Consider the following 12,981-nt stretch of genomic DNA (forward strand, 5'->3'; position numbering starts at 1 on the left):
CCCCGATGTTGAAGGCGACAAAGGCGCTCGCGGCACTGGCCGCGGGAGCGCTGGCCCTGTCCGCGTGCGGCGGCGGTGGCGGCGGCTCTTCGTCCAAAGAGCTGAAACTCTGGCACTACGAGACCCAGGACAGCGCCATGGGGGTGGCGTGGAACCAGGCGATCAAGGAGTTCGAGGCCGCGCACCCGGGCGTCAAGGTGAAGTTCGAGGAGAAGGGCTTCGAGCAGATCCAGAAGACCGCGCCCATGGTCATGAACTCCAAGGACGCCCCGGACATCCTGGAGTACAACAAGGGCAACGCCACGGCCGGCCTGCTGTCCAAGCAGGGCCTGCTCACCGACATGACCGCCGAGGTCACCAAGCGCGGCTGGGACAAGCTCCTCCCGCCGAGCGTCGCCGAGACCGCGAAGTACGACGCCAAGGGCGTCATGGGCGGTGACAAGTGGTACGGCGTCCCGAACTACGCCGAGTACCTGCAGGTTTATTACAACAAGGCGCTGTTCGACAAGTACGGCGTCAAGGTGCCGACGACCCTCGACGAGTTCACCAAGGCGATGGACACGTTCGTGAGCAAGGGCGTCACGCCGCTGTCCAACGCGGGCGCGGAGTACCCGGCGCAGCAGTACCTCTACCAGCTCGCGCTGAGCAAGGCCGACAAGCCCTGGGTCGACCGGTACGAGCGCTACACCGGCAAGGTCGACTTCCACGACCAGGCGTGGACGTACGCCGCGAACACCTTCGCCGACTGGGTGAAGAAGGGCTACATCGCCAAGAACTCCTCGGGCACCAAGGCCGAGGACGCCGGCACCGCGTTCATGGCCGGCAAGTTCCCGATGTTCTTCTCCGGCAGCTGGTGGTACGGCCGCTTCGCGAAGGAGATCAAGAACTTCCAGTGGGACACGTTCCTCTGGCCGGACACCAAGCTGACGCTCGGGTCCAGCGGCAACCTCTGGGTGATCCCGAAGGGGTCCAAGAACAAGGACCTCGCCTATGACTTCATCAACATCACGATGAAGAAGGAGATCCAGAACCTCCTCGCCGACAACGGCGGCGTGCCGGTCGCGGGCGACCCCGCCGGTGTGAAGGACCCGAAGAACAAGAAGCTCATCGAGAACTACCAGACCCTGGCGAAGAACGACGCGCTGGGCTTCTACCCCGACTGGCCGGCGCCGGGCTACTACGACGTCCTGGTGGCCGGAACGCAGAAGCTGATCAACGGCACCGCGTCGCCGAACGCGGTCCTCGACGGCTTCGCCAAGCCGTACAACGAGAACCTCGCGAACACCGGCCACTAGCGAGACCGCCGACCGCGGGAGGCGGGCCGGTCCGGCCGCCCGCCTCCCGTACCGGAGAGACACGATGACTCAAACCCTGAGCGCGCCGCCCGCGAAGGCCGTGCACAAGCCCGCCCGCAGGCCGCGCGGTGGCCTGTCCTACGCCGTCTACCTGATCCCCAGCACGGTCCTGTTCATCGGGGTCATCCTGGTGCCGTTCGTCATGAACCTCGGCTTCAGCCTGACCAGGTGGGACGGCATCGGCTCGCCGCAGTGGGCCGGGCTGGACAACTACACCAAGCTGCTGTCCGACGGCGCCTTCTGGTCCTCGTTCGGGCACAACGTCGCGCTCGTCATCGCCATGGCGATCGTCCCGCTGGTGATCGGGCTGATCCTGGCGTCCGTGCTGTTCGACGTCATCGCCAAGCGGTTCGGCGCCCGTACGACCGCGGTCCTGCGGGCCTGCATCTACCTGCCGCAGGTGCTGCCGTTCGCGGTGGCCGGCATCGTCTGGGCCTGGATCCTCGCCCCCGACAACGGGGCGCTCAACGCGGTCCTCAAGGCGGTCGGCCTGAAGTCGCTCCAGGAGGACTGGCTGGGCGACCCGAAGCTCGCGCTCTACACCGTGATGGGTGTGCTGGTCTGGGTGCAGATCGGCTTCCCGCTCGTCGTCTTCATGGCGGGCCTGCAGCGGGTCGACCCGTCCCTGTACGAGGCCGCCGACATCGACGGCGCGTCGTGGTGGCGGAAGTTCTGGTACATCACGATCCCGCAGATCCGCCCGGAGATCTACGTGGTGCTGCTGACCTGCACGGTCGCCGCCATCAAGAGCTTCGACAAGGTCTTCATCCTGACCCGTGGCGGCCCCGGCGGCGCGACGAACGTGCCCGCCTACTACTCGTACCAGAACTTTTTCGAGAAGACCCAGGTCGGCTACGGCGCCGCGATCGCGACCGTGCTGACGCTCATCATCGTCGTGGTCATGGCGGTGCTGATCAGCCGTCAGAACAAGGCCGAGGAGGCGGATCGATGAGCTCCATCAGTGTCAGTCGGGGAAGGCCCGCCGCGCACCGGCGTACTCCGGGCGCGTGGGCGGTGCTGGCGGCGCTGGCCGTGCTCGCGGTCGTGATGCTGCTGCCGTTCGTCATCATCACGTTCAACGCGTTCAAGACCCCGGCGGAGTACTCCGGCCACGGCCCGCTCAGCGTGCCGAAGGGCTTCTACCTCCAGGGCATCAAGGACTTCTGGGAGCGCGTCGACTTCGGCGCCAAGCTCGTCAACAGCCTGTTCATCAGCGTCTCGGTCGCCGTGCTCGCGGTGATCCTCTCGGTGCTGAACTCCTACGCCATCGGCATCGGCCGCATCAAGGGCCGGGTGTGGATCCTCGTGCTGTTCCTGCTGGCCAACACGATGCCGCAGGAGGTGCTGGTCTACCCGCTGTACTTCCTGGCGAAGAAGGTCGGCCTGTACGACACGCGGCTCAGTGTGATCATCATCTTCACCGCGATCCAGACGGCGTTCGGCACGTACCTGATGTCGTCGGTGCTGTCGACGTTCCCCCGGGAGATCCTCGAGGCGGCCCGGATGGACGGCGCGGGCCGGTTCCGCATCCTGTGGCGCGTCGTCGTCCCGATCAGCCGGCCGACCCTCGGCGTGCTGTTCGTCTTCTTCTTCATCTGGACGTGGAACGAGTTCTTCCTCCCGATGGTCTTCCTGATCTCCAACGAGAACCAGACGGTGCCGGTCGCGCTCGGCGTCCTGCAGGGCCAGAAGATGATGGACGCCACCATGACCAGCGCGTCGGCCCTGCTGGGCATCATCCCGGCGGTCGTCTTCTTCCTGATCTTCCAGCGCACACTCACCCGCGGCATCACCGTGGGTGCGGTCAAGTAGGACAAGGACTCACTTCTTTGCGATTCACCGACGGCTACTGGATGCTGCAGGACGGCGTGCGGGCCTCGTACCCCGTCGAGGTCCTCGACGTGCAGGCCGGCCCCGACTCCCTCAGCGTCTACGCGCCGACCCAGCACATCCGGCACCGGGGCGATCTGCTCAAGGGCCCGCAGCTCACCCTGACCTACTCCTCCCCCATGCCGGACGTCATCGGGGTGACGGTCACGCACTTCGACGGCGAGGTCGCCCGCGACCCGCGGTTCCGGCTGAGCGAGCAGCGGGCCGACGTCCAGGTCACCGCGGACGACGAGGCCGCCGTCCTCACCTCGGGCGCGCTGTCCGTACGCGTCGCGCGCCAGGGCCCGTGGCGCGTCGACTTCTCCGCCGGCGGCCGGGTCCTCACCGGCGGCGGCGCGAAGACCACCGCCATCATGGAGACCGGCGACGGCGGGCACTATCTCCGCGAGCAGCTCGACCTCGGCGTCGGCCACCACGTGTACGGCCTCGGCGAGCGGTTCGGCCCGCTGGTCAAGAACGGCCAGACCGTCGACATCTGGAACGCCGACGGCGGCACCGCCAGCGAGCAGGCGTACAAGAACGTCCCCTTCTACCTGACCGACGCGGGTTACGGCGTGTTCGTCGACCACCCGGGACACGTGTCGTTCGAGGTGGCCTCCGAGGTCGTCACCCGCACGCAGTTCAGCGTCCAGGGCCAGTCGCTGCGCTACTTCGTCATCTACGGCCCGACGCCGAAGGACATCCTGCGCAAGTACACCGCGCTGACCGGCCGGCCGACCCGGGTGCCCGCCTGGTCGTACGGCCTGTGGCTGTCCACCTCGTTCACCACCTCCTACGACGAGGAGACGGTGTCGAGCTTCATCGACGGGATGGCCGAGCGGGACCTGCCGCTGTCGGTGTTCCACTTCGACTGCTTCTGGATGCGCGAGTTCCACTGGTGCGACTTCGAGTGGGACCCGCGCACGTTCCCCGACCCGGAGGGCATGCTGCGCCGTCTCAAGGCGCGCGGCCTGAAGATCTGTCTGTGGATCAACCCGTACATCGCGCAGCGCTCAAAGCTGTTCGAGGAGGGCAAGGAGCGCGGCTTCCTGGTCAAGAAGCCGAACGGCGACGTCTGGCAGTGGGACAAGTGGCAGCCCGGCATGGGCCTGGTCGACTTCACCAACCCCGAGGCCCGCGAGTGGTACGCCGCGAAGCTCGACGCGCTGCTCGACATGGGCGTGGACTGCTTCAAGACCGACTTCGGCGAGCGCATCCCGACGGACGTCGTCTACTTCGACGGCTCCGACCCCGAGCGGATGCACAACTACTACACGTACCTGTACAACCAGACCGTCTTCGAGCTGCTGCGCAAGCGCCGCGGCGAGGGCGAGGCCGTCGTGTTCGCCCGGTCGGCCACGGCGGGGTCGCAGGCGTTCCCGGTGCACTGGGGCGGCGACTGCGAGTCGACGTTCGAGGCGATGGCCGAGGACCTGCGCGGCGGGCTGTCGCTGAGCATGTCGGGGTTCGGGTACTGGAGCCATGACATCGGCGGTTTCGAGGGCACGCCGGATCCGGCTCTGTTCAAGCGGTGGATCGCGTTCGGCCTGCTGTCCTCGCACAGCCGGCTGCACGGCAGCCACTCCTACCGGGTGCCGTGGCTGTTCGACGAGGAGGCCGTCGACGTCCTGCGCGTCTTCACGAAGCTCAAGGCGCGGCTCATGCCGTACATCCTGGGCGCGGCGCGGGAGACGTACGGCGAGGGCATCCCGATGATGCGCTCGATGGTCGTGGAGTTCCCCGGCGACCCGGCCGTCAGCCACCTCGACCGGCAGTACATGCTCGGCGGGGACCTGCTGGTCGCGCCGGTCTTCTCCGCCGACGGCGACACCGCGTACTACGTTCCCGAGGGCACCTGGACGCACGTGCTGACCGGCGAGCCGGTGCGAGGCGGGCGCTGGGTGAAGGAGCGGCACGACTTCCTCAGCGTCCCGCTGCTGGCCCGGCCCGGCTCGGTGATCCCGATGGGCGCGGTCGAGGACCGGCCCGACTACGACTACGCGGACGGCGTCACCCTGCACGCGTACGCGCTGGCCGACGGCGCGCGGGTCACGACCGAGATCCCGGACGTCTCCGGCGAGGTCGCGGCGACGTTCACGACGGCCCGCGACGGCGACGTGGTCACGGTGACGGCGGAGAACGCCACGGCCTGGCGGGTCCTGCTCGTCGGCGTACGGTCCGGCGAGGCCGAGGGTGGCACGATCGTCGAGCACGATCATGGCCTCCTCGTCGAGGCCGCCGGTCAGACCGTCACGATCCGAGGAGTGTCATGAACGACTTCGTGTGGGGTGCCGCGACCGCCGCGTACCAGATCGAGGGCGCGGCCCGGGAGGACGGCCGGGTGCCGTCCATCTGGGACACCTACAGCCACACGCCCGGCCTGGTGCTGAACGGCGACACCGGTGATGTGGCCGCCGACCACTACCACCGGTGGCCGGAGGACATCGGGATCATGCGGGAGCTGGGCCTGGGGGCGTACCGCTTCTCGATCTCCTGGCCGCGCGTGTACGACCAGCGCGGGATCGACTTCTACTCCCGGCTCGTGGACGCGCTGCTCGAGCAGGGCATCAAGCCGGTCGCGACCCTCTACCACTGGGACCTGCCGCAGGAGCTGGAGGACGCCGGCGGGTGGACGGCGCGCGACACCGCCTACCGGTTCGCCGAGTACGCCGAGCGGATCGGCGCGGCGCTCGGCGACCGGGTGCACCTGTGGACGACGTTCAACGAGCCGTGGTGCTCGGCGTTCCTCGGGTACGGCTCGGGCGTGCACGCGCCCGGCCGGACCGACCCGGTCGCCGCGCTGACCGCCGCGCACCACCTCAACCTCGCGCACGGCCTGGCCGCCCGGGCGCTGCCCGGCCCGGTGTCGGTCACGCTCAACCTGCACCACGTCCGCGGCGACGACGCGGACGCGGTGCGCCAGGTCGACGCGGTCGCCAACCGGGTCTTCCTCGGCCCGATGCTGGAGGGCGCCTACCCCGCCGACCTGCTCGAGGACACCCGCGGCATCACCGACTGGTCGTTCGTCCAGGACGGCGACGAGGCGACCTGCCAGGCGCCGCTGGAGATGCTCGAGGTGAACTACTACGCCCCGACGCTCGTCCGCCGCTGGGACGGCGTGTCGCCGCGCGCCACCGCCGACGGGCACGGGAACAGCACGGCGTCGCCGTGGGTGGGCTGCGACGACATCGAGTTCCTGCAGCAGCCGGGCCCGTACACCGCGATGGGCTGGCCCATCGACGCGACCGGCCTGACCGAGCTGCTGCTGCGCCTGCACCGGGAGTACCCGGGCGTCCCGCTCGTCATCACGGAGAACGGCGCGGCGTTCGACGACCGCGTCGACCCGGATGGCCGGGTGCGCGACCAGCGCCGCATCGAGTACCTGCGCGACCACCTGTCGGCGGTCGAGCGGGCGCGCGACGAGGGCGCGGACGTGCGCGGCTACTTCGTCTGGTCACTGCTGGACAACTTCGAGTGGGCGTACGGCTACTCGAAGCGGTTCGGCATCGTCCATGTGGATTACGCGACCCAGAAGCGCACCTGGAAGGACAGTGCGCACTGGTACCAGGACGTGGTCGCGCGATTCCCGCAGGGACCCAAGTTCTCGGGGGCCACACGTCGAAGCGCTTCGACTGATTAAAGGAGGTCGCAGCTAGTGAGATTCCGACCCCGGATTGCCGCGACGCTCGGCGTGGCCGTCATGGCCACGCTCGGGCTGAACGGTCCGGCCCACGCCAAAGAGACCTATCCCTTCCAGAACCCCCACCTGTCCCTCCAGGCCCGGGTGAACGATCTGCTCGGCCGGCTGACCGTCGACGAGAAGATCTCCCTCCTCCACCAGTACGAGCCGGCCATCCCCCGGCTCGGGATCAAGGCGTTCAAGACCGGCACCGAGGGTCTGCACGGCGTCGCGTGGTCCACCGACATCCATAACGGCGGCGCCGTCGTCACCGCGAACGGCACCGTCTTCCCCCAGGCCGTCGGCCTCGCCTCGACCTGGAACCCGGACCTGATCAAGAAGGTCGGCTCCGCCGTCGGCGACGAGGCCCGCGGCTTCAACGCCGAGAACCCGGACGTGTGGGGCCTGCAGCTCTGGGCGCCCGTCGTCAACCTGCTGCGCGACCCGCGCTGGGGCCGCAACGAAGAGGGCTACTCCGAGGACCCGTACCTCACCGGCGCGATCTCCACGGCGTACGGCTCCGGCATCGAGGGACCCGACAAGGACCACCTCAAGGCCGCGCCCGTCCTCAAGCACTACCTGGCCAACAACAACGAGGTGAACCGCGACACCACCTCGTCGGACCTGCGGCCGCGCGTCAAGAAGGAGTACGACGAGAAGGCGTTCTCGCCGGCCATCTCCGCCGACGCGGCCACCGGCGTGATGGCGTCGTACAACCTGGTCAACGGGCGGCCCAACACGGTCAGCCCCGACCTGAACGACGTCGTGCGCAAATGGACCAGCCGTGACCTGCTCAACGTCACCGACGCCGGCGCGCCGAACAACCTGACCGGCAGCGAGCACTACTACGCCACCCAGCCGGAGGCGGACGCCGCCCTCATCAAGGCGGGCCTGGACAGCTTCACGGTCGACGACACCAACGCCGGTCCGACCACCGCCGCGGTCAAGTCGGCGCTGGACCAGGGCCTGCTGAAGCAGTCCGACCTCGACGCCGCCGTGTCGCACATCCTGAGCCTGCGGGTGCGCCTCGGCGACTTCGACCCGGACGGCGGCCCGTACGCCAAGATCGACAAGTCGGTCATCAACAGCCCGGCCAACCGGGCCCTGGCCCGGCGGACCGCCGACCAGGCCGCCGTGCTGCTGAAGAACTCCGGCAACGCCCTTCCCCTGAACGCGTCCAAGACCAAGAAGCTCGCGGTCGTCGGCCCGCTGGAGAAGACCCTCTACACCGACTGGTACTCCGGCTCCCTGCCGTACAAGGTGACCCCGCTGGACGGCCTCAAGGAGAAGCTCGGCAGCGGCGGCACCGTGACCGACAGCGAGGGCGCCGACCGGATCGCCCTCAAGGACGTCAAGACCGGCAAGTACATCACCGCCGGGACCGGGGCGTCCGGGGCGGCGCTGAAGGAGAGCGCCACCACCGCCGACACGACCACCCAGTTCGACGCGTTCGACTGGGGCCAGGGCAAGCTGACCCTGCGCAGCGTCGCCAACGGCAAGTACGTCGGCCGGTACAACTGGGGCAGCACGGTCGTCAACGACCAGGACCAGCCGAACGGCTGGTTCGTCCAGCAGATGTTCTCGCTTGAGCAGCAGAGCGACGGCAGCAACCTGCTGCGGTACGCCGGCTACGAGACCGACGAGTCCTGGTACGGGAACGACAAGTACCTCAAGGCCGGCTCCGACGGCACGCTGACGCTCACGACCAAGGACCAGGCGTCCCACTTCAGCAAGGACGTCATCAGCAGCGGCGCGGACGAGGCGGTCAAGGCCGCCAAGGGCGCGGACGCGGCGGTCGTGGTCGTCGGCAGCATGCCGTTCATCAACGGCCGTGAGGCGCACGACCGAACGACGATGGCCCTCGCCGAGAGCCAGGAGAACCTGATCAAGGCGGTGCGGGCGGCCAACCCCAACACGATCGTGGTGGTGGAGAACAGCTACCCGACCACGCTCAACTGGGAGCAGGCGAACGTCCCGGCGATCCTGTGGACGACGCACGCCGGCGCGGAGACGGGCCATGCGCTCGCCGACACGCTGTTCGGCGACAGCAACCCGGCCGGCCGGGTCACCCAGACCTGGTATCAGTCGGACGGCGACCTGCCCGACATCCTCGACTACGACATCATCAAGTCGAACCGCACGTACCTCTACTACCAGGGGCGGACGCTCTACCCGTTCGGCTACGGCCTGTCGTACACGAGCTTCCGCTACGACCACCTGAACGTCGGCCAGTCCAGCGGCAAGGTCACCGCGACCGTCCACGTGACCAACACCGGCGAGCGCGCCGGGGACGAGGTCGTCCAGCTCTACACCCACCAGCGGACCTCGCGCGACAAGCAGCCCGTCAAGCAGCTGCGCGCGTTCCAGCGGGTGCACCTGGCGGCCGGTCAGACCAAGACCGTGCACCTGACGTTCACGGTGTCCGACCTGGCGCACTGGGACGTCACCCGCGACAAGGACGTCGTGGAGACCGGCACGTACGACGTGCAGGTGGGCGCGTCCTCGGCCGACATCCGGCAGCGCGCCGCACTCCGCGTGCACGGCGAGACCATCCCGCCGCGCGACCTCGCCACCCCGACCCGCGCGGTGAACTTCGACGACTACCAGGGCATCCGCCTCGTCGACGAGACCAAGGTGCGCGGTGACGCGGTCGGCGCGACCGACGGTGACTGGATCAAGTTCGCCGGCGCGTCGCTCGGCTCCGGCGCGGCGACCTTCACCGCCTCGGCCGCCAAGGCGAGCGCGGGCGACGGCTCGATCGAGATCCGCCTCGACTCCCCGACCGGCCCGCTCGCGGGCACGGCGACGGTGTCGAGCACCGGCGACGTCTACAAGTACGCGACCACCACCGCCGCACTGCAGGGCGCGAAGGGCCGCCACGACGTCTACCTGGTGTTCCACGGCGACCTGCGGATCGCCACCTTCTCGCTGAAGTAGCGGGACCGGCCGCCGCCCCGACCGGGCGGCGGCCGCCCACGAGCAGGGGCGCCCCGTCCATTGCCCCAGGACGCCAAGGGCGGGGCGCCCCGAATCATCGGGGGAAGCACTGATCGGGGGATCGACCGTTCCGACTCCACGACCGCCATCGGAGGCCCGGCTCGTGCACGTCAGACCCGCCCGCCGCCTGAAACTCAGGCTCCTCGCCCTCCTCGCCGCCGTGACCGCGTCGCTCGCGCTCGCGGTGTCCCCTCTCTCCCCGCCGCCCGCCGCCGTCGCCGCTCCCCGGCATCAGGTGACCTACGACCACTACTCCGTCTCGATCGACGGGCAGCGCGTGCTGCTGCGGTCCGCGGAGTTCCACTACTACCGGCTGCCCAGCCCCGACCTGTGGCGTGACGTACTGGAGAAGTACAGGGCCGCCGGGTTCAACACCGTCTCGATGTACTTCGACTGGGCCTACCACTCGCCCAAGGCCGGGGTCTACGACTTCACCGGCGTCCGCGACGTGGACCGCCTGCTCACCATCGCCCAGCAGGCCGGCCTGTACGTCATCGCCCGGCCGGGCCCGTACATCAACGCCGAGACCACCGGCGGCGGCTTCCCCGCCTGGCTGAAGAACGTGCCGGGCCGGGCCCGCAGCAGCGCCCCCGGCTACACGGCGGCGTACCGCGACTGGCTCGGCCACATCGACCCGATCATCGCGCGCCACCAGATCACCCGCGGCGGCTCGGTCATCCTCTACAACGTCGAGAACGAGTACGCCGCCGCGACCGACGCGGCGTACATGGAGGACATCCAGAAGAAGGCACGCGCCGACGGCATCGACGTGCCGACCATGACCAACGACTGCTGCGACGCGGCGTCCTGGACCTCCACGTGGGCGTCCGGGCAGGGCGCGGTGCAGATCCCCGGCGTCGACGACTACCCGCAGGGCTTCGACTGCGCGAACGCGGACACGAGCTGGGGTCCGTGGGGCGCGGGCCTGACCGAGCGGCTGCGCGACGACACGCCGGTGTTCGCCGCGGAGTACCAGGGCGGTTCGATCGACCAGCAGAACGCCGGCTTCGACAAGTGCCGGGAACTCACCGGGCCGAAGTTCATGAAGTTCTTCTACAAGTCGAACCTCATCGAGGCCGGGGCGACCGCGTTCAACTACTACATGGGCTTCGGCGGCACGAACTGGGGCTGGCTGGCCCAGCCGAACGACGTCTACACCTCCTACGACTACGGCTCGGCGATCACCGAGAACCGCCTGCTGAGCGACAAGTACGACGAGTTCAAGCGGCAGAACCTCTTCCTCGGCTCGGTCGCGCCGCTGACCAGGACCGATCCGATCACCGCTCCGGCGTCCTCGGACCAGGCGATCGAGACGGTCGCGCGCGCCAACACCGGCACCCGCACGCAGTTCGTGCTCGTCCGCCACAGCGACCACGCCGCCGCCACCGACGACTCGGCCACCCTCGACTGGACCACCCCGGACGGCCGCTACCAGGTGCCCGTACGGGTCAAGGGCCGTGACGCCAAGGTCCTCGTCGCCGGCTACGACCTGGGCGGCCAGCGGCTCGTCTGGTCGAACTCCGAGCTGATGACGCACCTGGAGGCGGGCGGCCGCGACCTCGCGGTGCTGTACGGGACCGACGGCACGCAGGGCTCCACGGTGCTCCGCTACTCCGCACGGCCGACCGTGCGGGTGCTGTCCGGATCGGTGCAGTCGTCGTATTCTCCCCGACCAGCCAGCCCCGGCCTGCCTCCCGGTTCCTCTAACGGTGACCTGCGGCTCGACTACACCCACTCCGGCCTGGCCCGCGTGCTGATCAGCGGCGGCGGGCGGCGGCCGCTGCTGCTCCTGCTCGGCACCGACACCGAGGCCGCGAAGTTCTGGCAGGCGGGCCCGCTGCTCGTCCGCGGCACGTCACTCGTCCGCTCCGCCACCGTGAGCGGGCGGACCGCGCACGTCCGCGCCGACACGGCCAAGGCCGAGGACATCGAGGTCTTCGGCGACGCCGACCGCCTCGTCGTCAACGGCTCGCCCGTACGGACCCGGCCGACCGCGAGCGGATCGCTGCTCGGCGGCCTGCCCGGCCCGAAGCCCGTCCACCTGCCGGCGCTCACCGGCTGGCGGTCGAAGACGGAGGCGCCCGAGGCGCAGCCCGGCTTCGACGACTCGTCCTGGGTCTCCGCAGCGAAGACGACGACCGAGAGCCCGCTCAAGCCGAAGACGCCGACCGTGCTGTACGCCGACGACTACGGCTACCACTACGGCGACGTCTGGTATCGGGGCCGGTTCACCGGCACCGGCGCGGAGACGAAGGTGTCGCTGAACGCCTTCACCGGCAAGCGCGGCTCGTACCTCGTGTGGCTAAACGGCCGGTACCTCGGCTCCGCCGCGGGCGGCGTCCAGGCCGACGCCGACGCCCCGGTCAACCCCGACCCCGGCCACGGCGACTTCACCATCCCCGCGGGCCTGGTCAAGGCGGGGCAGCCCGCCGTGCTGTCCGTCCTCGTGGAGAACCAGGGCCACAACGACGACTGGATCGCCGACGACAACCGGTTCAAGCAGCCGCGCGGCCTGTACGCGGTGTCCGTCGCCGGGGCGGCCGACGCCCCGATCTCCTGGCGGATCCAGGGCGCCAAGGGCGGCGAGAACCTCGCCGACCCGGCGCGCGGCCCGCTGAACAACGGCGGCCTGTACGGCGAGCGCGCGGGCTGGCACCTGCCGGCGTACCCGGACGGCTCCTGGACGGCCGGCGCCGCGACGAAGGTCACGCCCGGCGTGACCTGGCAGCGCACGTCCTTCCGGCTCGACCTGCCCCAGGGCCAGGACGTGCCGATCGCGCTCCGCTTCGGCGGGCCGGTCGGCCAGGGCTACCGCGTCCAGATCTTCCTCAACGGCTGGAACCTCGGCCAGTACGGCGGCGACATCGGCCCGCAGACCGACTTCACGCTGCCCGCCGGCCTGCTGCGGCAGCACGGCCGCAACACCCTCGCCCTCGCGGTCGTCGCCCGCGCCGACGCGACGACCGCGCCGGTGAGCCTGGTCGCGCTCGACGACGAGCGCGGCGGCGTGCCGGTCTCCGACGTCCCCTCCCCCTCCTTCCGCTGATCCGCACGGGGCCGTGGCCGGGACCAGCGCTCATA

At 69.6% G+C, this 12,981-nt stretch carries 7 protein-coding genes; all 7 read left to right on the forward strand.

The features are described 5' to 3' along the window. The first annotated feature begins 5 nt into the window (after positions 1–5). The 7 genes from NE235_RS34155 (at position 6) to NE235_RS34185 (ending at position 12,946) form a co-directional block, all read left to right on the forward strand. Positions 6–1,295, forward strand: a complete 1,290-nt coding sequence (locus tag NE235_RS34155) for an ABC transporter substrate-binding protein (RefSeq protein ID WP_252810490.1) — start codon at positions 6–8, stop codon at positions 1,293–1,295. Between the two features lie 64 nt (positions 1,296–1,359). Continuing rightward, positions 1,360–2,307, forward strand: coding sequence for a carbohydrate ABC transporter permease (locus tag NE235_RS34160; RefSeq protein ID WP_252810491.1), 948 nt, complete (start codon positions 1,360–1,362; stop codon positions 2,305–2,307). After that, positions 2,304–3,167, forward strand: a complete 864-nt coding sequence (locus tag NE235_RS34165) for a carbohydrate ABC transporter permease (protein ID WP_252810493.1) — start codon at positions 2,304–2,306, stop codon at positions 3,165–3,167. Before NE235_RS34160 ends, NE235_RS34165 begins: the two co-directional genes overlap by 4 nt. A 17-nt stretch (positions 3,168–3,184) precedes the next feature. Continuing rightward, entirely contained in the window at positions 3,185–5,497 is a 2,313-nt protein-coding gene (yicI, locus tag NE235_RS34170; RefSeq protein ID WP_252810495.1) for an alpha-xylosidase, read from the forward strand. Further along, a complete protein-coding gene (locus NE235_RS34175) occupies positions 5,494–6,864 on the forward strand; it encodes a GH1 family beta-glucosidase (protein WP_252810497.1) in 1,371 nt (456 codons plus the stop codon). Before yicI ends, NE235_RS34175 begins: the two co-directional genes overlap by 4 nt. Positions 6,865–6,879: 15 nt before the next feature. After that, positions 6,880–9,840, forward strand: coding sequence for a glycoside hydrolase family 3 C-terminal domain-containing protein (locus NE235_RS34180; protein WP_252810499.1), 2,961 nt, complete (start codon positions 6,880–6,882; stop codon positions 9,838–9,840). 163 nt (positions 9,841–10,003) lie between these two features. Next, positions 10,004–12,946: a beta-galactosidase gene (locus NE235_RS34185; RefSeq protein WP_252810501.1), complete on the forward strand. Its 2,943-nt coding sequence runs from the start codon at positions 10,004–10,006 to the stop codon at positions 12,944–12,946. Positions 12,947–12,981: the final 35 nt, after the last annotated feature.

The organism is Actinoallomurus spadix (assembly GCF_024055725.1).
GTDB classification, from domain to species: Bacteria; Actinomycetota; Actinomycetes; order Streptosporangiales; family Streptosporangiaceae; genus Actinoallomurus; species Actinoallomurus spadix.

Bases quoted from the DNA above. Each gene is read 5' to 3' on its own strand.
- NE235_RS34155 (WP_252810490.1), top strand. From the start codon at position 6: ATGTTGAAGGCGACAAAGGCGCTCGCGGCACTGGCCGCGGGAGCGCTG.
- NE235_RS34160 (WP_252810491.1), top strand. From the start codon at position 1,360: ATGACTCAAACCCTGAGCGCGCCGCCCGCGAAGGCCGTGCACAAGCCC.
- NE235_RS34165 (WP_252810493.1), top strand. From the start codon at position 2,304: ATGAGCTCCATCAGTGTCAGTCGGGGAAGGCCCGCCGCGCACCGGCGT.
- NE235_RS34175 (WP_252810497.1), top strand. From the start codon at position 5,494: ATGAACGACTTCGTGTGGGGTGCCGCGACCGCCGCGTACCAGATCGAG.